The organism is Acinetobacter sp. 802_lipA (genome assembly GCF_058242885.1).
This window is the reverse complement of the sequence record NZ_JBZAYP010000001.1, coordinates 960,628-985,201: the sequence shown is the minus strand read 5'-3', so window position 1 is coordinate 985,201 and position 24,574 is coordinate 960,628. Positions and strand designations below refer to the sequence as shown.

The 24,574-nt window shown below is 43.0% G+C and carries 22 protein-coding genes; 15 read left to right on the top strand and 7 right to left on the bottom strand.

Annotated features, from left to right (window positions below):
* Positions 1-71 precede the first annotated feature (71 nt).
* From AC4CU3_RS05050 to AC4CU3_RS05025, 6 genes are all read left to right on the top strand, one after another.
* Positions 72-1,499: a phosphomannomutase/phosphoglucomutase gene (locus tag AC4CU3_RS05050; protein WP_279042824.1), complete on the top strand. Its 1,428-nt coding sequence runs from the start codon at positions 72-74 to the stop codon at positions 1,497-1,499.
* A 10-nt stretch (positions 1,500-1,509) separates the two neighbouring features.
* Entirely contained in the window at positions 1,510-2,412 is a 903-nt protein-coding gene (argB, locus tag AC4CU3_RS05045; RefSeq protein WP_004984290.1) for an acetylglutamate kinase, read from the top strand.
* A 168-nt stretch (positions 2,413-2,580) separates the two neighbouring features.
* The gene (locus tag AC4CU3_RS05040) at positions 2,581-3,429 is read left to right on the top strand and encodes a class II glutamine amidotransferase (protein ID WP_005400161.1); all 849 of its coding nucleotides are present in this window, start codon (positions 2,581-2,583) and stop codon (positions 3,427-3,429) included.
* 274 nt (positions 3,430-3,703) lie between these two features.
* A complete protein-coding gene (locus AC4CU3_RS05035) occupies positions 3,704-4,159 on the top strand; it encodes a bacteriohemerythrin (RefSeq protein WP_005400160.1) in 456 nt (151 codons plus the stop codon).
* 142 nt (positions 4,160-4,301) lie between these two features.
* Entirely contained in the window at positions 4,302-5,384 is a 1,083-nt protein-coding gene (locus AC4CU3_RS05030; RefSeq protein WP_279042823.1) for a hypothetical protein, read from the top strand.
* On the top strand, positions 5,384-5,707 hold the full coding sequence (locus AC4CU3_RS05025) for an RnfH family protein (RefSeq protein WP_279042821.1): 324 nt from the start codon (positions 5,384-5,386) through the stop codon (positions 5,705-5,707). The genes AC4CU3_RS05030 and AC4CU3_RS05025 overlap by 1 nt, the downstream gene beginning before the upstream one ends.
* A gap of 46 nt (positions 5,708-5,753) precedes the next feature.
* On the opposite strand, the gene AC4CU3_RS05020 is transcribed toward AC4CU3_RS05025, so the two are convergent.
* On the bottom strand, positions 5,754-6,152 hold the full coding sequence (locus AC4CU3_RS05020) for an outer membrane protein assembly factor BamE (protein WP_004694868.1): 399 nt from the start codon (positions 6,150-6,152) through the stop codon (positions 5,754-5,756).
* A gap of 112 nt (positions 6,153-6,264) precedes the next feature.
* Here AC4CU3_RS05020 and fur point away from each other — a divergent pair, with 112 nt between their 5' ends.
* Entirely contained in the window at positions 6,265-6,702 is a 438-nt protein-coding gene (fur, locus tag AC4CU3_RS05015; RefSeq protein WP_004694866.1) for a ferric iron uptake transcriptional regulator, read from the top strand.
* Positions 6,703-6,762: 60 nt separating this feature from the next.
* Here the strand turns inward: fur and AC4CU3_RS05010 are convergent, their stop codons facing one another.
* Positions 6,763-7,884 (bottom strand): PilT/PilU family type 4a pilus ATPase, encoded by a 1,122-nt coding sequence (locus AC4CU3_RS05010; protein WP_279042817.1) that lies wholly within the window; start codon positions 7,882-7,884, stop codon positions 6,763-6,765.
* Between the two features lie 26 nt (positions 7,885-7,910).
* Entirely contained in the window at positions 7,911-8,948 is a 1,038-nt protein-coding gene (locus tag AC4CU3_RS05005) for a type IV pilus twitching motility protein PilT (protein WP_004694862.1), read from the bottom strand.
* A gap of 122 nt (positions 8,949-9,070) precedes the next feature.
* On the opposite strand from AC4CU3_RS05005, the gene AC4CU3_RS05000 reads away from it, so the two are divergent.
* Positions 9,071-9,760 (top strand): YggS family pyridoxal phosphate-dependent enzyme, encoded by a 690-nt coding sequence (locus AC4CU3_RS05000; protein ID WP_279042815.1) that lies wholly within the window; start codon positions 9,071-9,073, stop codon positions 9,758-9,760.
* A gap of 190 nt (positions 9,761-9,950) precedes the next feature.
* Positions 9,951-10,685, top strand: coding sequence for a hypothetical protein (locus AC4CU3_RS04995; RefSeq protein WP_279042814.1), 735 nt, complete (start codon positions 9,951-9,953; stop codon positions 10,683-10,685).
* Between the two features lie 115 nt (positions 10,686-10,800).
* On the opposite strand, the gene AC4CU3_RS04990 is transcribed toward AC4CU3_RS04995, so the two are convergent.
* A complete protein-coding gene (locus AC4CU3_RS04990) occupies positions 10,801-14,397 on the bottom strand; it encodes an AAA family ATPase (protein ID WP_279042812.1) in 3,597 nt (1,198 codons plus the stop codon).
* A gap of 9 nt (positions 14,398-14,406) precedes the next feature.
* A complete protein-coding gene (locus tag AC4CU3_RS04985) occupies positions 14,407-15,660 on the bottom strand; it encodes an exonuclease SbcCD subunit D (RefSeq protein ID WP_279042810.1) in 1,254 nt (417 codons plus the stop codon).
* Between the two features lie 397 nt (positions 15,661-16,057).
* Here AC4CU3_RS04985 and AC4CU3_RS04980 point away from each other — a divergent pair, with 397 nt between their 5' ends.
* From AC4CU3_RS04980 to AC4CU3_RS04970, 3 genes are all read left to right on the top strand, one after another.
* A complete protein-coding gene (locus AC4CU3_RS04980) occupies positions 16,058-17,035 on the top strand; it encodes a GGDEF domain-containing protein (protein WP_279042807.1) in 978 nt (325 codons plus the stop codon).
* Between the two features lie 334 nt (positions 17,036-17,369).
* Positions 17,370-17,822, top strand: coding sequence for an ABZJ_00895 family protein (locus tag AC4CU3_RS04975; protein WP_125281229.1), 453 nt, complete (start codon positions 17,370-17,372; stop codon positions 17,820-17,822).
* 53 nt (positions 17,823-17,875) lie between these two features.
* Positions 17,876-18,787, top strand: coding sequence for a TIGR01777 family oxidoreductase (locus AC4CU3_RS04970; RefSeq protein ID WP_279042804.1), 912 nt, complete (start codon positions 17,876-17,878; stop codon positions 18,785-18,787).
* Positions 18,788-18,803: 16 nt separating this feature from the next.
* Here the strand turns inward: AC4CU3_RS04970 and thiO are convergent, their stop codons facing one another.
* The gene (thiO, locus tag AC4CU3_RS04965) at positions 18,804-19,913 is read right to left on the bottom strand and encodes a glycine oxidase ThiO (RefSeq protein WP_279042803.1); all 1,110 of its coding nucleotides are present in this window, start codon (positions 19,911-19,913) and stop codon (positions 18,804-18,806) included.
* Positions 19,914-19,940: 27 nt separating this feature from the next.
* The gene (gene hemB, locus AC4CU3_RS04960; RefSeq protein ID WP_279042801.1) at positions 19,941-20,954 is read right to left on the bottom strand and encodes a porphobilinogen synthase; all 1,014 of its coding nucleotides are present in this window, start codon (positions 20,952-20,954) and stop codon (positions 19,941-19,943) included.
* A gap of 108 nt (positions 20,955-21,062) precedes the next feature.
* Between hemB and AC4CU3_RS04955 the strand changes: the two genes are divergently transcribed.
* From AC4CU3_RS04955 to AC4CU3_RS04945, 3 genes are all read left to right on the top strand, one after another.
* Complete coding sequence (locus AC4CU3_RS04955; protein ID WP_078426396.1) at positions 21,063-21,560, top strand: thioesterase family protein; 498 nt, start codon at positions 21,063-21,065, stop codon at positions 21,558-21,560.
* Between the two features lie 247 nt (positions 21,561-21,807).
* The gene (locus AC4CU3_RS04950; RefSeq protein ID WP_114837481.1) at positions 21,808-22,959 is read left to right on the top strand and encodes an HlyD family secretion protein; all 1,152 of its coding nucleotides are present in this window, start codon (positions 21,808-21,810) and stop codon (positions 22,957-22,959) included.
* A 6-nt stretch (positions 22,960-22,965) separates the two neighbouring features.
* Positions 22,966-24,495 carry a DHA2 family efflux MFS transporter permease subunit gene (locus tag AC4CU3_RS04945; RefSeq protein WP_114837482.1) on the top strand — a complete coding sequence of 510 codons (1,530 nt, stop codon included), beginning with the start codon at positions 22,966-22,968 and terminating at the stop codon, positions 24,493-24,495.
* Positions 24,496-24,574: the final 79 nt, after the last annotated feature.

Below are 24,574 nucleotides of genomic sequence, written 5' to 3'. Positions count from 1 at the left end.
ACCCAGCGTTAAGCATAACAACAAGGACAGCTGAAAGAGCTGTTGATCTGAATAAATTAGAAGTTAGACCTATGGATTTTCAGCCAAAATTTCCTGCACATATATTTCGTGCCTATGACATCCGTGGCAAATTGGATGTTATGAGTGCTGAGCTGATTCGTGCCATTGCACAAGCGCTCGCAACTCAATATTTAAAGACTGGGCAGACACGTTTAGCCATTGGTTATGATGCTAGACAAAGCAGTCCTGCTTTTGCAGAAATTATTTACAAAGAATGTCTTAAACAGGGCTTAGATGCGCAAATCATCGGATGTTGTGCTAGTCCTGTGTTGTATTACACGGCACGTCAGTTTGATGGCAACGGCATTATGGTGACAGCCAGCCACAATCCGAAGTCGGATAATGGGATCAAATGGATTATGCAGGGTGAGCCTCCTTTACCTGAGGCAATCCAGCAGGTGGCACGCGATGCAAATGAATATTTTGACAGCCATGCAGAGATGAACTGGCAAACGTTGCCACATCAGATCGTGCCTGAATATTGTCTGGCTTATCAGGCGGCATTGCTCAATGATATACAGCTCATGCCTCAACCGCGACCCTATAAAGTTGTGGTGGATGGTTTATACGGTTCGGCGGGACGCTGCGCCGTCTTGGTCTTAAAGGAACTCGGCTGTGAGGTACATGCTTTACGCTGTGAGGCCAATGGTGAATTTCCTGAACATGCCCCCGATCCCTCTCAAGCCAAACATCTATATCTGCTACGAAACGCCGTGCAACAGCAGCATGCTGATATCGGTATTGCCTTTGATGGTGATGGTGATCGTGTTGTATTGATTGATGAAATGGGCGTAATCATTTCAGCAGACCGTTTATTGTCCTTGTTTGCGCACATGTGTTTGGCCGATCATCCAGAACATGAAGTGGTTTTTGATGTGAAATGTTCCACCATGGTTCGAAATACAGTACTGGCCCATCAGGGTATTCCAAAAATGATTCGTACAGGCAGTTCTTTTTTGCGGAAATATTTGGCGCAATCTAAAGGACATGCGGTTTTTGGCGGTGAATATGCAGGGCATTATGTGTTTAATGATGGTCGTGGTTTTGGTTATGACGATGGTTTATATGCCGCACTACGTGTGTTGGAATACTTAAGCTTGAAGCAATGCACTTTGTCGGAAGCACTGGCAGACTACCCAGAGCGTGCCAGTACAGAAGATATTTATATCAGCACCCATCAGATTTCACCCGCGCTGGTTTTAGCGAATGTGGAAAAACAAAGTCAGCACTTTCAAGCGGAAATGAGTAAAATTGATGGCGTAAGACTTGATTTTGAGGATGGATTTGGCATTATTCGAGCATCGAATACGGGCGAGTATTTTACTGTGCGTTTCGACGCGGACAGTGATCAGCGGCTCCATCAAATTCGCCATAACTTTGTGCACATGCTGACGGCAGATTATCCGCAGATTGCACAAGACCTATTAGACGCCCATTAAGGAGAGGCACATGCCACATCAACATACTGGCCTCGACAAAGCACAAGTCCTGACTGAAGCTTTGCCGTACATTCAACGTTTTGCTGGAAAAACGCTAGTAGTGAAATATGGTGGCAATGCAATGACCGATCCTGAGCTTGAGAGCTCGTTTGCACGTGACATCGTTTTGTTAAAAACCGTCGGTTTAAACCCAATCGTGGTGCATGGTGGCGGTCCACAAGTGGACTCGTTTTTAAAGCAGTTGGGGCGTGAGTCTGACCGTATTGATGGCATGCGAGTGACCGATCCAGCGACCATGGAAGTGGTTGAAATGGTGTTGGGCGGTAGTGTGAATAAATCTATCGTGAACTTGATTAATCAACATGGTGGTCGTGCCATTGGTTTAACGGGTAAAGATGGTAATTTACTGCGTGCACAAAAGTTACTGATGGAAAAAACTGCGGAAGATGGCACGGTACAAAAAATTGATCTAGGCCTAGTGGGCGAAGTGACCAGTGTTAAAACTGATGTATTGGAAATGTTTACCAGTGGTGATTTTATTCCTGTGATTGCACCTTTAGGTGTGGATGAAGAGGGCAATACCTACAACATCAACGCGGATTTGGTGGCTGGAAAAGTGGCTGAAGCCTTAGGTGCTGAAAAGCTGATTTTGTTGACCAATATTTCAGGTGTTTTAGATGAAAATAAAAACCTGCTCACTGGTCTAACCACTCAAGAAGTTGACCGTCTCATTGAAACGGGTGTGATTTACGGCGGTATGATTCCGAAAGTGGGTTGTGCTCTAGATGCGGTGAAAGGTGGTGTGGTGAGTGCACATATTGTGGATGGCCGTGTGCCACATGCAACGCTGTTGGAGATTTTCACCGATCATGGTGTCGGTACACTAATTACCAATCGCAGTAATAAACACTAAATATTTTGAAAAGCCTCCTCGGAGGCTTTTTTTAGGCCTATACGTTTTATAAAAATGGTTTTATGCGTGAATGTGGTCGGGTTATCAAGCATTGTGAATTGCAAGCCAGTCAGGACTCATGCACAATAAAACCATCATAAATAAATATGTTTAAATAAGATCAAGATTATGTGCCAACTGCTCGGAATGAACTGTGCAACACCGACTGATATTACCTTTTCATTTCGAGGCTTTTCACAGCGCGCGGGGATTACTTCAGACCATTGTGACGGTTTCGGGATTGCTTTTTTTGAGGATAAAGCCTGCCGTTTATTCGTTGACAATCAATCTGCAGTTGAATCGCCGATTGCTGAATTAATTCGTAATTATCCAATCAAATCACGCAATGTGATTGCACATATCCGCAAAGCGACGCAGGGAAAAATTAACTTAGAAAACTCACACCCATTTAGCCGTGAGTTATGGGGACGACAGTGGATTTTTGCCCATAATGGCGATTTGCATGACTTTGATCCTGTACTTTCAGGACGCTTTACCCCAGTGGGTAATACCGACAGCGAACGTGCATTTTGCTATTTACTGGACCAACTGGTGAATAAATTTGGCTATACCGAGCCAAGTCTAGATCAAGTTTTTGATTTATTAACGGATATTTCTCCACGGATTGCGGAGCATGGCACGTTCAATTTCTGTTTATCAAATGGGCAGGCCCTGTTTAGTTATGCCATTACCAAACTGCATTGGTTGGTGCGTGAGTACCCATTTAAACCTGCGCAGCTGATCGATATTGATGTTGAAGTCGATTTTAGCCAAGTCACTACTGTAGACGATCGCGTGGCCGTGATTACTACCGAACCGTTGACTCAAAATGAAGCGTGGACAGCCTTTGCACCAGGGGAAATGATTTTATTTCAATATGGCAAAGCGATCCGTCACCAAATGACCCATGTGGAACGTTTAGTCCGAGAAGCCAAAGATCCGTCTTTAAAACGCGTTACTAAAGCAGATCAATATTAATTTATTTTAAAATGATTAGAATATAAAAGCATGTTGATAATAAAATAAAACATGCTTTTATTTTGATGCATACTTATAAAATAATAAAATCGATTAAATAATAACTGATTCTTTTGGTCGGTTTTAAATTTATTTACCTATTTAAAATAAATACTTAAGTTTAATTTTGTGAAAATAGTATAAAACCAACCAATTTGATTCACTTTTATTTTTAATTATAGTCGATATGATTAATTCATGTAATTAATCTATTAATTTTTATTGGGTGGTCGGAGTGATAATGAAGTGGGTTCCAGAATATAATACTGGTATCGATGTGATTGACGATCAACACCGTCGTATTCTCGATTATATCAATGAAATTGATGCGATTGATGTCAATACTGACCGTGAACGCGTGAAACAGATTTTAGAAAATATTATTGATTACACACAGTCTCACTTCACTTTTGAAGAGTCTCTCCAAGAAGAGGCGGGTTATAAATATCGTGTACCCCACAAACGTGTACATGATTTATTTATTAAAAAAATTGAATCTTATCGGGACCGTTTTGAGCTGGGTCATTCAATCGAAGCTGAGCTGCATGAAGTATTGTCGAAATGGCTGATTAACCATATCCAGCATGATGATGCAGATTATGTTGGTGCCGTAAAAGAAAATATGATGGGCATTATCAAAGAAAAAGAAAAGAAAAAAGGGAAAAACTGGTTTGCTCGGTTCTTTTCATAAGTGAGCTAAACGAGGGATAAAAACAATAAATTTTAATTATATTTAGCGCAGCAAATCATCAGTTTTGATGGTTTGCTTTTTGTTTTTGATTTTCATAAGAGAGCAAGGCAAAATAGCGCAAGACTTATTGAAGGAACGCATCATGCAAGACAATGCTCTGTCACGATGGTTATCGCCGCTGATGGCATTTTGTTTATCATTTATTATCATTGCCACACTTGCACCCTTGGTGGGAATTCAGGTTGAACGTCAGCTCGACTTTTGGTTACTTTGGTTAGTGACCATGGTGATCTTGGCTTTACCTGTGTGTTACTTAGAAATTGCCTTAGCCAAGCGTTCAAAAACCACGGCATTGAATGCTTTGTCGAGTTTGACGCGTGATGCCGATGCTTCACAGACGTGGCGTCTTGTGGGATGGCTTGCTGTCGTCTTTATTCCTTTTTTAGCGGGTGGCATGTTGTCTAATGCTGCGCAACTATTAAATCAATATGCACTGGCCGATATGACATCGTCTGTGATCTTTATTGCTTTGGCTGTGGTTGCCATTGCGTTGTCTTTTGCACCACGTCTATTGACCTTAGCGTTAACGGCGATCGGTGTGCTGATTTCCTTAGTGCTTGCAAACATCTCTGGTACAGGAACCGCTGAGTGGCAAGTAACGCCTGTTGAATTTTCAGAATGGGGCAGTGCAACAGTATTGGCTCTGGTGGCAAGTGGTTTAGGACTCGGCCTGTACTGGCAGAACAGTTTGGCACAAGTTCAGCAGCAAGATGCTGCAAGCAAGACTGTTTTACCGATTTGGATTGCACAAATTTTGGCGGTGGTTGCTTTTGCATTTTTTGCAGTCCAAGCGGCATTGCCTGCATATGCAATTGCCTTGACTGCGGTTGCTGCAGCGGCCGTATTGTTACAGATGGCACGTGAGCAGTTGGCACAGCGCCAGTTAAATATTGTGATTCAGTGGCTCGTATTGCTAGCTGCAACGTTGGTGTGGTTGATTCCAGCCACTGGCCCGATTTTTAACATCTTACTGATGCTGTGGGGCTTAGTAATTTGTTTGATTTATGCCATTTTTGCTGGTTGGATTATGAAAATTAGCCATTTACGTAAGTCGATGAACTTTAGTAATGAAGCTTTTTATAATATTTGGCGCATCGCCGTGCGTGTAGTATTACCTGTTTCTATCGTATTGGCAATTGTAGCCGTGCTTGGAAAACTGATTTAATGCGCATGCTTCAACAAGTCTGGGTTGCCTATGCAACAGCAGACCAGCAGTTCCATATCAGTGTGCCGTTTTCTGAGGGAATGACGGCACAGGATGCAATTCAACTGAGTGGTATAGGCTCGCAGGTTGAATTGTCTGAACCTTTGCAATTGGGCATCTTTGGTGTCCGCTTGAAAGACCTTCAACAGGTTTTGCAGGCAGGGGATCGTGTTGAAATTTACCGACCTTTGAGCATTAATCCTAAAGATATTAGAAGGATACGTGCACAAAATAATCCTGTGGGTCGCTTTGCAAAAGGCAATCGCTTAAAACAATCGAAATGATATGAAAAACCCCTCAGTTGAGGGGTTTCTTTTTTAGAATAAGGCTTTATAGTGGGGGCGCGTTTAGAATCGCTTCTTTCGATGCTGGTAAGCCCGGCTGAGATGCAGGAATGGTTTCTAAGCCTTCAATTTTTTGCACAATACCGTTTGGGTCGAAATAGACTTTCAGATGTTGACCTTGTGCAGCAGGAATCTTGGCTTTTTTAGCATACGTTCCTGGGGTATAATTGTAGATATAGTCCCAACGTAGCGGATTCATTGGATCTGAAACTGTCGGGCTGCCAAGCAAAAAGCGAACTTGTTGATGGCTCATGCCAACTTGTATTTTTGACGCTTGTGCTTGAGTTAATGGCGTACCTTGAGGAATATCAACTTTATAAACGCCCAAGGTCGAACAGCCTGCGAGCAGTGAAGTGACGAATAACGCCAACATGATTTTTTGCATTTTGCTACACTATCCCAAATTAATTATGATGCAATTGAGCCACGGATAGATCATACTGCATCTACACTTTGTTGCATATTCTAACTTTAAATTTGTTGAGAGACCTTTTTACATGCCAATTTCAAATCAAGATCTACGCAAAGCTGGACTTAAAGTTACACTTCCACGAATTAAAATATTAGAACTACTAGAAAATTCAAAGCAACACCATTTAAGTGCGGAAGATATTTATAAGACTTTACTTGAACAAGGTGAAGATGTCGGTTTAGCAACTGTTTACCGCGTGTTAACGCAGTTTGAAGCAGCGGGCATTATTCAGCGCCATCACTTTGAAAATAACCATTCTGTTTTCGAAATCATGCAAGACGATCATCATGATCATATCGTTTGTCAAAACTGCAACAAAGTGGTTGAGTTTAGCAACGAAGTGATTGAGCATGAGCAGCACGAAGTTGCTGAAAAGCATGGCTTTACTTTAACAGGTCACTCCCTAAACCTATACGGTTACTGTGATGCTGCAGAGTGCCAAGAAGCACTTCGTAAAAAGTAATCACTTAGATCTAAAAAAAGGGCTTCATGAGAAGCCCTTTTTTATTGTTTAAAGGAATACTTAAGCTTGTCCATCAAACGTGATGTTTGCACTGGCATGCAATAGACGATCACCGCCTTCTTCGGACAACTTGATTTGTAAACGTAAGTCGTTTGGAGAGTCGGCGTGTTTCAGCGCATCTTTATAGGTAATCTGCTTGGCTTTGTACAAATCGAATAAGGCTTGGTCAAAGGTTTGCATACCGAGTTCACGAGAACGTTTCATCAGGTCTTTAATTTCGTGGATTTCACCTTTACGGATCAAATCGGAAATTAACGGTGAGTTAATCAAAATCTCAATCGCAGCGCGACGTGAATTACCGTCAGGTGTTGGAATCAACTGCTGTGCAACCATCGCTTTAAGGTTTAAAGACAAGTCCATAAACAATTGGCTATGACGGTCTGCTTCAAAGAAGTGAATAATACGGTCGATGGCTTGGTTGGCATTGTTGGCATGCAGCGTTGCAAATACCAAGTGACCTGTTTCAGCAAAGGCAATCGCATAATCCATGGTTTCACGGGAACGAATCTCACCAATCAGAATTACATCGGGTGCCTGACGTAAGGTGTTTTTCAGTGCGATTTCAAAAGAGTCCGTATCAATGCCCACTTCACGCTGGGTAATGATACAGCCTGCATGCTCATGAATAAATTCAATTGGGTCTTCAATGATAATGATATGACCTTTTGAGTTTTGGTTACGGTAACCAATGATCGAAGCTAAAGAGGTCGATTTACCCGTACCTGTTGCACCCACAAAGATGATGATGCCACGTTTGGTCATGGCCAACTCTTTGAGTACAGGCGGGAGTTTTAACTCATCCATGGTTGGAATTTGCGTCTCAATTCGACGCAAAACCATACCTGGCATATCACGCTGTTGAAAGGCACTGACACGAAAACGTGCAGTTTTATCCCGATTCATAATCGCGAAGTTGCACTCACGTGTGTCTGCAAATTCTTTACGCTGCTTGTCACTCATAATCGAGTTGAGCAGTTGCCCCGCGACATCACCCGTCAGCTTACCCTTAGCCACAGGCACAATTTGACCATTAATTTTCATGGAGGGCTCAACATCAGCGGTGATAAATAAATCCGACGCTTTTTGTTGAATCATATAATTGAGTAAGTCGTTAAAATCCATATCTATACCCCAAATCCATTGTTTTCTTATAAGAAGGTTTCAGGTTGCTTGGCAGCTGTACGCGCAGTCTGTGGACTGATCACCCCTTTGGTGACCAAGTTTTTCAGACTTTGATCCAGTGTGGTCATACCGTAGTTTGCACCAGTCTGAATAGCAGAATACATCTGTGCCACTTTGTTTTCACGAATTAAGTTACGAATGGCAGGAATACCAATCATGATTTCATGCGCGGCAACACGGCCACCGCCATTTTTCTTGAGTAAGGTTTGAGAAATCACGGCTTGTAGCGATTCAGATAACATGGCACGAACCATGTCTTTTTCTTCAGCAGGGAATACGTCAATCACACGGTCAATGGTTTTTGCCGCAGAGGTGGTATGTAGTGTACCGAAGACCAAGTGACCCGTTTCAGCGGCAGTGAGCGCCAAACGAATGGTTTCAAGGTCACGCATCTCACCCACGAGGATAATATCGGGGTCTTCACGTAGTGCAGAACGCAGCGCTTCGTTAAAACCATGTGTATCACGGTGCACTTCACGTTGGTTGATCAAGCATTTTTTTGACTGGTGTACAAATTCGATTGGGTCTTCAACCGTTAAGATATGGTCATAGCGGTTATCGTTAATATAATCGATCATTGCCGCCAAGGTGGTAGATTTACCAGAACCAGTAGGCCCCGTCACTAAAACTAAACCACGTGGCAATTCACATAACTCTTTAAAGGTTTGTCCTAAACCTAAGTCTTCCATGGTCAGGACTTTGGATGGAATGGTACGGAATACTGCACCTGCACCACGGTTTTGGTTGAATGCGTTCACACGAAAGCGAGCAATGCTTGGCACTTCAAAGGAAAAGTCCGTTTCTAATTTTTCTTCGAAATCACGACGTTGTTTGTCATTCATGATGTCATAGACCAGTTTATGCACTTCTTTGTGTTCTAAAGCTGGTAAATTGATACGACGAACTTCACCATCGACACGAATCATCGGTGGCATACCTGCAGATAAGTGTAAATCTGATGCCCCGTTCTTAGCCGAAAAGGCTAGTAATTCTGTGATATCCATTATTTCCCCGAGTTCATTTAAATGCTAATTATTTTGATAGAATAATAAGGCTTTCAATCAACTTAACCAACAGTTTGTTGAAAGGCAAAGCAAAAAAGATGACCGAAATGAGACCCTTGTCAATGAATATCTTGCAAAATTCACGTCAACACGTGTTATCCCAAATTCAACAGGCCTGCGAAATTTCAGGGCGTGACGTGGAGTCTGTAGAACTTTTGGCGGTTTCTAAAACACATCCGAGTGAAGTGTTACGAGACATGTATGCTTGTGGTCAACGCGCCTTTGGTGAGAACTACTTACAAGAGGCTTTGCAGAAGATAGAGGCGCTACAGGATTTAGAGATTGAATGGCATTTTATTGGGCATGTACAACGCAATAAAACCAAACATTTGGCTGAAAAGTTTGCATGGGTGCATGGGGTTGATCGTTTAATTATTGCAGAGCGTTTATCGGCGCAGCGTCTGATAACACAACCACCATTAAATCTTTGTCTACAGGTCAATATCGATGCTCAAGACAGCAAAGATGGCTGCCAACCTGATGAGGTTGCTGAGTTGGTAAAAAGTATCAGTCAGTTGCCTCACATCAAGCTGCGTGGTTTGATGGTGATTCCTGCACCGAACAATACTCAAGCCTTTAAGGCCGCGAAAGTGTTATTTGACCAAGTGAAAGAGCTGCATGTACATCCTGAAGACTGGGATACCTTAAGCATGGGCATGTCAGGCGATATGGTCGATGCGATTGCAGCTGGGTCGACTATGGTTCGTGTTGGAACCGCCTTGTTCGGAGCGAGAGATTATTCGCAGCATTAAGTCTAAATAGGGCTTCTTGAGCTTAAAGGCTGTGAGAAGCGCTTAACTTACAATTATATAAAACTAATGGGCTGCTGAAAAAATAGGCTTAATTTAAACTCATGGATTGAATCGTCTACAAATTGGACTGATTGACCATGAAAAATGATTGCCTGACAACGATAAAAATTGCATTTAGGATGAAGCCAAAATGAAAAAACTCTATTTATTTATCTCCCTGCTTCTGAGCTTATTTGTAGCAGCTTGTAGCAGTACAAATACTAAAATGAGTGAGATGAGTGCGGAATCTACGGTTCAGAATGCTCAGGTCGCTAAAAGTGAAAAATTAGGCACCAATTGGGGCGATGAGATTAGTTCAAACGTCATGGAAGTCAATTTAAAACGTTTATCCAGTAGTCCAATTGCTGAATCACAAGTTCGCTATGCCAGCAAAAAATACGTGGGGAAAGCCGTGAACAGTCTGTCATTGGCCGCTGGAAAAATCAGTTTTTCGATTGTAGATGATGCTCAGCGTCCACTGCCTTTATTTCGAGATGGTCAGCAGTATTATTTATCTGGCAAAGATGGACAAAGTTATCAACTCAAATACCAGAACCATAGCAATAGCACGTTTGAAGTGGTTGCCAGTGTGGATGGTTTAGATGTTATTGATGGACGTGCAGCATCACGTACTAATTCAGGTTATGTGCTTCGTCCACAGGGGGAGTTGATTATTGAAGGCTTCCGTAAGAGTGACTCTGCGGTGGCATCTTTTACCTTTAGTCGACCTGAAGATGCCTATGCTGCAAACTCAGATCATGGTTCCATCCAAAATACAGGTGTGATAGGTACCGTGATCTACCCGCTACAGTCTGTGGCGACTACAGACAAAGCCGCAGATGCATCTAAATATGCACCTCCACCAAAAGCATTCCCAGCGGATTAAAGCATTCGTTTGGATCTCACAGGGAGCATTTACATCAAGTAGGATGCTCCCTTTATTTCTAACCGAGAGGTGGTGTCTTAAAACAAATCAAACTTTGACTTTCAAAAATCTGAAATTATCCCACCACCTCAATGGTACTGGCACCTGCGCCCAAAGCTTTGACTTGGATTTGCACAGGAATACGCTCATGCATTTCTTGGATGTGTGAAATCAGCACCACCTTACGTCCTTGATTTTGCAGTTGATCGAGAGCATTCATGACCATGTGCAGGGACGATGCATCCAAAGTCCCAAAGCCTTCATCAATAAATAGAGATTCGATTTTCATTGAGCCTGAGGCCATATTGGCAATGGCAAGAGATAGGGCAAGGGCAGTCAGGAAAGACTCGCCCCCAGAAAGTGATGCAACGGAGCGGATCTCTCCATCCATATCATGATCAATAATAGCCAGACTCAGCGAATGCTCTAAACGCTTTAAGGTATAACGCTGTGAGAGTTGGTTGAGCTGTTGGTTGGCATGCTCCAGTAAAATATCGAGATTATATTGCTGCGCATAATCACGGAATTTTTTGCCAGTGGCATCTCCCATCAGACCTGAAATTTTCCCCCAACGGTGTTCTTCCTGTTGTATGGCTTGAATCTGATCTGAAAATTGCTTTTGTTTCGCGATATTTTGCTGATGCAACTCAAGTTTGAGTTTGAGCTGATCGCGTATTTCAAGTTGTGTTTGCATTGCCGCTTGATGCTCCTGCATTTGCTGTTGTAACTGTGCTGGGTCAATCTCAGGTTGATGGCCCAGATGTTCACTCAACTGCTCTTGCATAGTTTTCAATGCAGCATGTGCTTCATTTACTAGGCGTTCTGCATGCTGTAATTTCTGACGGATGTGTTGTTCCTGAGCCAAGTTAATTTGAGCCAGCGCATCTAAATCAGGCTTATGGAAATCAGGATGCGCATTGAGCCAGTGTTGAAGGGTATTTTCTACTTGGCTGGCACTGGTCTGATTCTGCTGTAACTGGGCTTTGAGCTGTTCTAGCTGATTTTTTTCTTGTTCGAATTGATGGCGCAATTGATCAAAATGCTGTTTCAGCTGTTGATAATGGCTTTGCGTCTGCTGACGATATTGATCGTGCTGGATGAGCCACTCATTGGCTTTAATGTCCGTTAAGCCTGTCATTTGTTGGATTAATTGATTGGCTATTTCTGTATTTTGCTGTCCTCTTTGTTTGATCTCACTGAGCTGCTTGTTGGTTTCAGTGATGTGTCTACTGGTATTTTCGATATTCAGTTGATTGGTCTTGAACTGTTGCGTGGTTTGTTCGCATTGCTGACGCCATTGTTCCAACTGTTCCAGTTGTTGTGAACGGGTATTTAGACGTATCAAGATTTGCTGAGCGGTTTGGGTGGTCTGCTGTTGCCAAGTCGTTTTCTCAGCCTCAGATAAGCACTGCACGATATGCTGAACATGGTTGTGCAAACCGTTCGCTGTTTGTAATAAATATTCAATCTGTTGAATGTTTTGGATGCATTGTTGCTGGATTTTAATATTGTGTTGCAACAACTCAGACTGTTGTTTGAGTTGTTGCAAATCCAACTGATATTGCTGAGCCATTTGCATGAACTGAGTCTTCAATTCTGATGCTGTTAGGGTGAAGTCGAGCGTCATATTTGTCGTTTGACTGTGCTCGATTAACACGTGTTGCAAAGTACTAATTTTTTCAGAAAGTTGCTGAATTAAAGTTTGGCGTTGTTCTATTTCAGTATTCAGTTTAGTCAGCTGCTGCTGCGCTTGTTGCCAGCCATCAAAGCAATTTTGTTCTTTCAGTGTTGCCTGTTGTTCCTGCTGTTGTTGAAGCTCAAAGAGGGCCTTGGAGAGCGCAGTATCTTCCCCTTTATAAGGATGTGAGGTACTGCCACAGACTAAACAGGGTTCGCCGTCTTGGAGTGCCGAGCGTAAATCTTCGATATTTTCAGCATGCAAAAGTCGTTGTTGTTGCAAAACCTGTTGCAGTTGGATGCGTTCACTTTTGGCAGATTGAAAGGCATGTTCTGCTTGTTGGCTATTGTGTTGCACGGCTTGAAGCTGTGTTTTGGCATTGTCGAGTTGTACTTGCTGTTCTGTAGACTCAGCCTGTAAGTCAAAAAACTGCTGAATTTTTTGCTGAATCAGCTCGAATTGACTGAGCTTATTAATTTTCAACTCACGTTGCTGCTGTGTTTGCACAACTTTGATTTCAAGTTGTTCGATCGTCCCGAACTGTTGAATCGACTGCTGCAATTGTTCTTTTTCTGATGCTAGCCGATGTTCTGCCTGAGCACGAGGCCCGAGTTGATGTTCAATTTTTTGATATTGATGAATGAACTGTTCTAGCTGTTGAGTATGGGCGCTGAGACCTTTGTCTAAGTTTACAAACTGTTGTGAGCTTTCCAGTTGCTGCTTACACTCAGTTTGTTGTCGATCAATATGTTGAATCTGCTGTTCAAGCTTTTGTTGTTGCAGGGTTAGGGGGAGCTTAGACTGCTCTAAAGCCTGCAATTTTTCCTGAACTTTCTTAAACTCAGCCCCAATAAAATCACGTTCTTGAATACATTTACGCACCTCATTCAATGCAGCATGATGGGTACTTTCAAACTGTTGTAGTTCATTCACTGTCGTTTCAGCTTGCGTAAATTGGGTTTTTTCACTTTCAAATTTAAGCTGTAAATGATTGAACAGTTGTTGCTGTTGTTGAATACGGGGCGTCAGTTGCTGCACCGTTTGCTGTAACTGTTGTTGCTGGAAGACCACAGCACGAATTTCTGAAAAGATTTCCAAACGAGCCAAGTGTTCGCGCTCAGGAGCTAAATCTTGTTGTAACTTGCATTGCGTATTGAATAGTTGTTGTTTATTGATGATTTCACTGTCGAGTTTGGATTTGCGTTCAAACCATTGTTGTTGTTTTTCCAGTTGCGACTTTTGAGCTTCAAGCTGTTTATAATCCCTATCGCACTGCTGAAATTGTGTCGATAACGCTGTGACTTGTTCATCGGTTAACAGTTCAATATGACCCAGTACATTTTCCAGTTCTTTGCGCTGCGTGGCGACGGATTTGGTTTTTTCATAAGCCAGTTGACCAATTTTCCCAAAAATAGCGGAATTGGTTAGATATTCCAACAATTCGCCGCGTTCATTGTCCCGTGCTTTTAAAAAAACGGTGACCTCAGATTGAGCCAATAAAACGGCACGAGTAAATTGTTCAAAACTGAGTTGAGTGATGCGTTTAATATTTTCATCGACGGCTTTGGCTTTATCCGCAACCACAACACCATCGGTGACACATTTTAAAGAGCGCTGCACACTTTGCAGTTTTCCGTCTGCTTTTTCCCGTGAACGTTTTAATTCCCAACGCGCGATATAGCGCTTTTGGTCTTGTGCAATAAAGCATAGCTCGGCATAGCCATGTGCAGTGCCACGACGCAGTACGGTCAAGGGGGAGTTGGTAAGTAGCTCTGAGCCATCGACATCTTGAAGTTTGCCATCACTGTCTTTTAGCCGTGGAATACGGTTAAACAATGCCAAGCACATGGCATCTAAAATGGTGGATTTACCTGCACCTGTTTTCCCTACAATGGCAATCAGACCTGCACTGGCTAAGGGATCACTTTCAAAATCAATCAAATGTTCGCCAGAAAGTGAAGCAAGGTTCTTAATTCGAATCGATAAAATATTCATACTAAACCTTTAAGCCTCGTGTTCATCTGCAAGGAATTGTTCTGCTTCACGCATTAAGCTCATAAAGTCGTTCAACACTTCTGCATCATTGTGATAACCCTGTTTTTCCCAAATTTGCTGAAACAGTTTTTCTGGTGTTGGTGGTTCTAAACTTACTTTAGCGGGTGCATTGGGGTCTTGCTCGGTCGCTAAATATTGACGTGAAATACGGACTAAACGATAACGGTCTTTGGGTAATGCCTCTTCGAATTGTTGTCTTAAATTGGGCTGCGGTGGAACAGCAGTATGGTATTCAATATCGACATATTCACGTTGATCAATCTCTGGGATGGCACCTTGAGGCAGTGCTTGCAGCTTTTCCAGTACTTCATTGAGTTCACCGCGTATTTTATGCAGTTGAATACTTCGTGGTATTGCTAAAACATTCAATTGAAAACGGGATGAATCGTTTTGTGTGGGATCAAGTGTCACTTCAACAATTTGATGTTTATAGTTAATTTCACTAAAAGATAGTGGAATCGGGGAGCCACTATAGCGGATATGCTCTTCACCGACTTTTTGAGGTTTATGCAAATGCCCGAGTGCCACATAGTCAATGATTTCATCAAATAATGTCGTGGAGAGTGCTTCTTCATTCCCAATCACAATAGGACGCTCAGAGTCAGAGGTTTCGCCGCCTTGCATATGTGCATGAGACATTAAAATCAGGGCTTGATCCGTTGTTTTTCGAGCTTTAGCCTCGGCGATCAATTGTTGATGCAAATAGGCAATCGCGTTTTGGCTATTGGTGGTGTGTTCATTAAAGCCTGTAATTTCAGCAGGACGTAAAAAGGGCAGGCTCAGACACCATGCCACAGTATTTTGTTGCTCATCTAAAATTGGCACCAATAAGTGCTCAAGATCGATCTGCTGTTGACTATTTTTATGAATCACTCCCACCGCTTTGGCATTGTATTTGGCCAATAATGGTTCAACTTGTTCAATGCGGTAGCCTGAGTCATGGTTGCCTGCAATCATCAGGGTTTGCATATGCGGTGCACGTGCATGCGCATCTGCTAAGAACTGATAGAGTTGCTTTTGTGCGGACGATGCAGGGTTGATGACATCGAAAATGTCTCCTGCAATCAAAAGCGCATTTGGCTGTCTTGCACTGATTTGTTCCAGTAACCATGCTAAAAACTGTTCATGTTCATACTGACGGGAATGGTTATAAAAAAACTGTCCCAAATGCCAATCAGATGTATGAAAAAAACGAACAGCCATAGATACCCCAAGCTCAAAGCGCAATAGAGCTATAAGCTAACATAAATCAAAATTATTCGATGGATAATTGTCGCTACGACGACAATCTTTGACCTGATAGTTGAGTGCCTATTTTTAAGTTGAATTGCACAGAAAAACTATTGAGCGATTAGGTGAAAAAGAATGTGATGGGTTTATATGATTAACACTATAGTAAATAGATAAATTATGATTAAAAAATGTTCTTTTAATGGGGTATTATGTAATTCTGTGAAATTGTATATCGTGTCGAAGTCATAAATGAAATGTGAACATCGATCACGGATTCAATTTTGAGACTTTATAAGAATGATTTATGCAGAATGTCTAAAAAATAAGTCATGCCTTGAATAGGACAAGGTATAAGGAGAACATAACTATGTCTGATTCTATTTTCAGTTCGCCCCGTATTGTCAATGATCTGGTATATAAGACGCTGATTGAATCAACACTTGCTATTCCTTGGAGTATTGATTGGGGTACCAAAAAGTTTAGTTATATTGGCCCACAAATTGAAAAAGTGCTGGGTTGGAAGCAAGACTCGTGGAGAACAGTCGAAGATTGGGCGATGCGAATGCATGAAAAAGATCGTGCATGGGTGGTTGATTTTTGTGTGGCGCAGTCGATTTCTGGGGTTGATCATGAGGCGGATTATCGCGCACTGACCATAAATGGAGAATATATTTGGATTCGCGATGTGGTGCATGTAGTGCGCAAACCCAATGGGGAAGTCGATAGTTTGGTTGGATTTATGTTCGATATTTCGGAGCGTAAAAAACAGGAACAAGAGTTAGAAATACTGAAAAAACAACTGGAAGAATATTCGTATCAAGACGGTCTGACGGAGATTGCCAACCGTCGCTTCTTTGAAGATAGCTACCAACGTGAGTGGCTCAATGCCCAGCGTGAACAGCAACCTTTGACCCTCATCTTATTGGATATCGATTATTTTAAACAATACAATGATCATAATGGTCATCTTCTCGGTGATGCTTGTCTGAAACAAATTGCACAAATACTGAAAAAAAGTGTCTCACGACCACGTGATTTGGTCGCACGTTTTGGCGGGGAAGAGTTTATTTTGATATTGCCTGATACAACACAAGCGTCTGCAATTGAAGTGGTGGAGCGTATTTTACAGAGTATCCGTACCGCTGATATTTGCCATAGTACATCACCATTGGATCAGCGTTTATCGGTCAGTTTAGGGGCGAAGACCATTATCCCAACGCAAAAAAATGACAAAATGGCCTTTTTAAAAGAGGTCGATCAGAATCTGTATTTGGCCAAAGAGCGGGGACGTAATGGTTATGTCATTCAGGATGCAGAAGACGTCCAGCACTTAAACTCATATTAACTTTTAAGGGCTTCTTCATCTATTGAGGTGGGGGAGCACTGAAAAATCAGTCCTCAAAAAAATAAAGACCGACGATTCGAGTGATGATGAAATCGTCGGTCAAAGAAAACTGCTTCACGCTTAAATGTCGGCTGCTGACAACATTTAAATTTGGAGCCAATCTTATTGCTCTAGGAAAGGTCACCGTACGTATTGTGGATGCCGGTACAATGTTGACGGTTGCTGCGACCTTGTATCCTATTTAACGCACATCAACTTCGATTGGTTGACATGAAAATGAAAAAAAACTGAATTTTTTTTATAATGATTTTTTGGTTGGGTTTAAAGTAGCGCTATGATTTCGCTAACACGATATTTTCTCTGGTTTTTTTTCATATGTTTTGTCTTTAGTTGTGTCTGTGGTGTACTCGCTGCTCTACTTCCGACAGGGATGGGAGCAGTATTAACGGCTGTACCTTATTTGGTGGCCATGATTTGGGTTTTACTTAAATTTATTAAGCAGCAGCGCCGTGCGCCAACCCAAGCAGAGCGGAAGAAATTCACTTTAGGTTTTAGTCTGATTTTTTGGAGCTATAACTTTGCCTTTCTCATGTTAGGTTTATTTATCTTTGCGCAGGGAGATGCTGAAGTTTGGCAAAACTTTATGCTCTACGTCCAACAACCGCAATTTATCAGTATGGTGGTGATTCTGATTTTATTGATCGCGATTCCGCTGTATGTGCTGACCTATTGGTTCTATGGTAAACAAGCGGAGCGTATGGCGGCAAAAATGATCGATCAATCGTAAAGCTTTCCTCTAAATGCTATAGTTTGAGCAAAAGCATCATTTGAGATCACGCTATGCAAAAAGAACGTGTATTGGTTACAGGAGCAAGTGGTTTTATTGGTTCAAACTTGCTCGATTATTTATTAGAAAAAGATTATGAAGTGATCGGCTTAAGTCGACAGAAAAATTTGCCTAAAATTCACCCACATTTGACTTGGATTCGAGCTTTAGAAGAACTCAAGCATGATCGCATTGATTATGTGGTGAATTTGGCTGGGGAAAGTATTGCTCAGGGGCGTTGGACAGATGCCCGCAAACAAAAGCTGATCGCCAGTCGCGTTGAAAAGACGACGATGCTCTATCAATATCTCGCTAAAAGAAAGATTAAACCGAAATGTATTATTTCAGGTTCAGCGGTGGGCTATTATGGTATCGATCCGACTGAACAATGGACAGAGTGTTGTAATGAGCAGTCAGCGCCGCAGTCTATTTTTATGTCAGAGTTGTGTCAAAAATGGGAACAATCTGCACGGCAAGACACATCGCAAAATACCAAAATTATTCGTTTAGGTGTGGTCTTTGGACGTGGGGCTGGCATTTTGCCGCAAATGTTGTTTCCGATCAAAATGAACTTATGTGGACGTATTGGTTCGGGGCGGCAACCTGTGGTCTGGGTGCATATTCAAGATGTGCTGCGAGCGATTGAGTTTTTAATGTTGCATGAAACGACTGAGCAAGTTTTTAATGTCGTCAGTCCAGAAAAAGTCATCCAGTCAGCATTTGCACAAACCGCAGCGAAAATTCTGAAACGTAGACCTGTACTTTCTTTACCTGCTTTTGTGCTGAAGTTACTTTTAGGCGAGCAGTCTCAACTGGTGCTGAATGGTCAATTTGTTCGCCCCGAAGCATTGAAAGCGCAGGGGTTTGAGTTTAAATATCCCACTTTAAAAGAAGCATTGCTTCATCTCATTCAGCCCAAAGCCTGATTGTGGCGAAGCATCATCACGCAAAATGTGCTAAACGTTCTGGAGTATAGGCAGTCGCATCAACCGTTAAGTTTTGGTCTAACATCAATTCTCGTAGCAGTCGTGCAGATGCAGGCCCCATACATAGACCATTTCTATAGTGACCGAAGTTTGCCCAGAGATTGGCTATTTCAGGAAATGCTCCGATATAAGGGACGCCCGTTGGCGAACTTGGGCGTAGACCCGCCCAATGCTTCACAATGGGAAAATCGGCCAGCTCAGGCACCATGTCCAAACAGGCTTTATAAATATTTTGCTGGGTCTGTAGAGAAGGACGTTGGTCAAAACCGACATCCGCCATGCTTGAACCACAAACGATATGACCGTCTAAACGTGGAATCAGATACATGACTTGATTCATACACATGGTTGGTAGCCAGTTTTCCGGGGTTTTAAACAGTAACATTTGCCCTTGTACGGGGTTCACTGGAATGCTGCACTGGAGTTGTTCGGACCAATGCTGTGACCATGCGCCTGTTGCAATCACTACATGATCTGCATGGTAGCTTTGTCCATCGGCAGTTTTTATCCCTTGAACTTTCTGATTGAACATGTCAAAGGTATGTACCCACGCTTGCTCATGAAAGGTGACTTGTGGCTGCCGTTTGAGGTATTCCACAATCGACTTGAGCAGTCGAGGATTACGGACATTGGCTAACTGTGGAAAATGGATAGCTTGTTGAAAGCGTGAAGAAATGCGCGGATTGACCTGTTCCAGTTGTTCGCGTTGCAAAAGTTCACAATGCTGCATCGGTTCTTGATGTTGGTCTTTATAATTTAGGCCAATGTCAAAATCAGTTTCATCAAAAATCAGCATGCCTGTTTCATGGATTTCAAAATCTATCCCCGAAACCGGACTAATTTTTTCATTCCATGCTTGATATATGCTTTTGCCATATTTGGCGAGGTCATTGACACTTTGTGGATAGCGCCATGGGTACATCGGGGAGAGAATCCCTCCACCTGCCCATGAAGCCGCTTGTCCCGCTTGCTGTTGGTCAAAAATATCAACCGAACAACCGTGTTCAATCAGCTCAAGCGCTGTCAGTAAACCACTGATTCCTGCGCCAATGATGGCAATATGCATTGAAATTCAATCCTTTTAAACGTGCTGTTATTTCATGTCTTTTAGTTTCAGTGCAGCTTCTTCTGCAAAATAGGTCCAGATACCATCTGCACCCGCGCGGCGGCAGCTCATCAGTGATTCAATAATCACGTTGTCCGATAACCAGCCGTTTTGGATGGCCGCTGCGAGCATGGCATATTCGCCACTGACTTGGTAAACGAAAGTCGGCACACCGAAGTTGTCTTTGACTTCACGGACAATGTCCAAATACGGCATACCCGGTTTCACAATCACCATGTCAGCCCCTTCTTGAATATCAAGGGCAATTTCATGTAATGCTTCTGCGCGGTTGCCGACATCCATTTGATAGTTGTATTTGTTGCCACCTTTAAGGTTGCTGGATGAACCGACCGCATCACGGAAAGGGCCATAGAAGCTCGACGCGTATTTTGCTGAATAGGCCATGATTGAGGTGTAGATATGACCATTGGCTTCAAAGGCTTGACGAATCGCCCCGATACGACCATCCATCATGTCACTTGGTGCAAAGACATCTGCTCCAGCTTCAGCGTGGCTTAACCCTTGTTTGATCAGTGCTTCAACGGTTTCGTCATTGAGTACATAACCCGTGTCATCAATGATGCCGTCTTGACCGTGCGTGGTATACGGGTCAAGTGCGCCATCGGTAATCAGCACCATTTCAGGTAATTCTTTTTTCAGCAGACGTAGCGTGTTTTGAACCACACCATCTTCACGCCATGCTGCTTCGGCACTTAAGCTTTTATCTTCTTGGGGAGTAACTGGAAATAGCGCCAGTTTCGATACGCCAAGTTCAAGTAAACGTTCTGCTTTTTTTAAGAGTAAGTCCGCAGATAGACGCTGTACCTTCGGCATACTGGGAATGTCTTGCGTTTGGTTTTGTCCCGGTAGGACAAATACTGGATAGATAAGATGATCTGTCGTTAAATGGGTCTCGCGAACCATAGAGCGCAGATGTTCATTTTTACGAATACGGCGCATGCGAGTAGCGGGGAAGGCGGGACGATTGAACGTATAGGTCATACAAATCTCGATAATCGGTATTAAACTAGGTCAGTATTGTAGACCTATCTTATGGCTTTGGGCACATATTGACGGGTTTTTATTGTTTTGAGAGTGAAGCAGAGTGTTATGAGTAGTGGTGAAAGAAGCTGGACGGGCAGCATACACTTAGGAGCAAAAGTGGATATTGATGTGGTTTTTGAGCAGTTGGTTAAGGCTTTTAATGCGTCGCCATTTTTTAAGCACAACACCATGACTATGCGAGTCGTTGACGGGCAAATTGAAGCCTATATCGATATGCAAGATTACTTAATTGGCAATGTTGCGTTCCAAATTTTACATGGTGGCGTGGCTGCAACGGTTTTGGACAGTATTGGTGGCATTGTAGCGATGGGGGAACTGTATAAAAAAGCGGAACCTGACACGATTGCGGACACCATTAAAAAAGTATCCCGTTTAGCTACAGTGGATATGCGGGTCGATTATCTCGCGCCGGGACGGGGAAAGTACTTTATTGCCCGTGCTGAAACCCTAAGATTAGGGCGTAAAGGCTGTACCATGCGCATGACCATGGTCAATGATGAAGGCAAATCGATTGCCACAGCTATTGCTTCTTATGCTTATTAGTTTTAAATTAATTAAGTATTTAATATTCAAGTGAAATTTATAGCATCTAATAGGAAGTTGGATGCTAAAAACTAAAATAGACTGAGCAGTTACAATTTATTTTCTCAAAATGTGATTATTTGCTCTTAGAATGCATCAAATTTTATTGTGACTTTCTCATCGACACCAATGCAGACAATACTTGTCTGATGTCCCTTTCGCAGGGATGATGCCGGCTGACCAAGTCTGTTAGATTTAGGAAAAATCAATGACAGATGCCTCAAATACACTGCCAGATACTGATCCAGCCGATCAAATCAATGATCAAGCACTGAAAGCCAAACGTAAGAAAAGCTTAGGTTTCGTGGCTATGATCCTGATCATTGCTGCCATTTTATTCTTGATTTGGAAACTGTTCTTTAACCATTCGGTTTCAACTGATAATGCTTATGTGGGCGCAGAAACGGCCTCGATTACCTCTATGGTGACAGGCCAAGTTGAAAAAGTGTTGGTCAGTGACACGCAAACTGTAAAGCAAGGCGATGTGTTGGTTTTGGTCGATCATCGTGATGCTGAAATTGCTGTAGCCCAAGCTCAGGCCGAATTACTTAAAGCGCAGCGCCAGTATAAACAAAGTGCGGCCAACAGTAGCTCTCTAAACTCGCAAGTCTTTGTAAGTGATGACGCCATTCATAGTGCTGAAGCACAAGTGGCTAAAGCCAAAGCGGAGTTGGATAAAGCGCAAGATGATTTGAACCGTCGTCAGCAGTTGAGTGCGACAGGCGCGATTTCTAAAGAAGAATTAAGCACGGCACAAGCTGCTTTAAATAATGCGCAAGCAGGCTATAACTTGGCGCAAGCGGGTTTGGCGCAGGCTAAATCCAGTCAGAAAGCTGCACAAAGCAATTTGGCTGCAAATGAAGCCTTAATTAAAGGCAGCAATGAAAATTCGACCCCCGATGTTTTGGTTGCTCAAGCAAAACTAAAACAAGCTTTACTTGATTTAGAGCGTACTGAAATTAAAGCACCATTTGATGGGGTGGTGACGAGCCGAAAAATTCAAGTTGGACAGCGTGTCGCACCGGGTTCGGTGCTCATGGTGGTGGTGCCAATTTCACAGTTATATGTCGACGCGAACTTTAAAGAAAGCCAGCTTGAAAATGTACGCCCCGGTCAAAAGGCCGTTTTAACCTCAGACCTCTATGGCGACTCAGTTGAGTTCCATGGCATGGTCTTGGGCTTTTCCGGTGGAACAGGTTCTGCCTTCGCGCTGATTCCTGCACAAAATGCCACCGGTAACTGGATTAAAGTGGTACAGCGTTTGCCTGTACGTATTCAACTTGACCCGAAAGAGTTGGCTGAACATCCTTTACGTGTTGGCTTGTCGATGGAAGCTCAAATCGATTTGAAATCGAAGTAGTTGCGCATGAATAGCTACGTTCCCTATGGTGACTTAAAGGGTGGTCGCCTGATGCTGGCGGCTTTCGTCCTTGCTTTGGCCAACTTTATGGTCGTGCTGGACATGACCATTGCCAATGTTTCTGTGCCTCATATTACGGGAAGCCTTGCAGTATCGAGTTCGCAAGGGACATGGGTGATTACCTCTTATGCTGTGGCTGAAGCGATTTGTGTCCCTTTAACAGGCTGGCTCGCAGGTCGTTTTGGTGGCGTGAGGGTTTTTACCTTAAGTCTGATTGGCTTCACCATATTTTCGGTACTGTGTGGTTTATCGACAAGTTTAGAAATGTTGGTTTTCTGCCGAATTGGTCAAGGTTTATTTGGTGGCCCGATCATGCCGCTCAGTCAGATGTTACTGATGCGGATTTTCCCTCCAGAAAAGCAATCCCAAGCGATGGGCATGTGGGCAATGACGACAGTGGTTGGCCCGATTCTTGGTCCAATTTTAGGCGGAACCATCAGTGACAACATGTCTTGGCATTGGATTTTCTTTATTAATATTCCTGTTGGGATCGCATGTGCTTTTGCAGCGATGCGTCTGCTTAAACCTGCGGAAACCGCAACGGCCAAACTCAAAATTGATCGCGGTGGATTGATCCTCCTGATTTTATGGATTGGGGCATTACAGCTCATGCTCGATCTGGGGCATGAACGCGACTGGTTTAATAGCCCTGCGATCGTGATACTGGCTTTAACGGCTGTGATTGGCTTGGTGATTTTTACCATTTGGGAGCTGACCGAACGGCATCCAGTGGTGAATATTCAAATCTTTAGATACCGTAGCTTCACGATTTCTGTCTTGGCACTGGCCTTTGGCTTTGGCGCATTTTTTGGCAGTATTGTACTGATTCCGCAGTGGTTACAGATCAATTTGGGCTATACCGCAACTTGGGCCGGTTATTTAACCGCAACCATGGGTTTTGGTAGTTTAGCTATGTCACCTATTGTGGCGAAATTAGCAACCAAATATGACCAACGTGCCCTGGCCAGTTTTGGCTTGAGTATCTTGGGCGGGGTAACCTTGATGCGCTCGTTCTGGACTACCGATGCAGACTTTTTTGCATTGGCATTACCGCAAATCTTGCAGGGCTTTGCTGTGCCATTTTTCTTTATCCCATTATCAAACATGGCGCTGTCATCGGTATTGCCGCATGAAATGGCATCTGCCGCAGGTTTAATGAACTTCTTAAGAACTATGGCAGGGGCGATAGGCGCCTCTATTGCTGTCACTATTTGGGACGACCATACCAAAGTTGCACGTAGCGAAATGGTCGGCAGTTTGCATACAGATCAAACCCAGTCGGTGTTGATGCAGCAGGGAATGAGCGCGGAAGGTGCATTAGGCTATATTTCTAGTTTAGTGGATAAAGAAGCATTGACCTTGTCGGCAAACTATATTTTCCTGATCTTGGCCTTGGTGTTTCTATTTGCAGCATCCATTATTTGGCTCTGTCCTAAACCTAAAATAGGGGCAGGCGGTGGCGGACATGCGCATTAGGGTAATAAAAAACCGCTTTTAGAAGCGGTTTTTTATTCTGCATGTTATGCAGTTTTATGATGTTTTGAATATTTCAAAA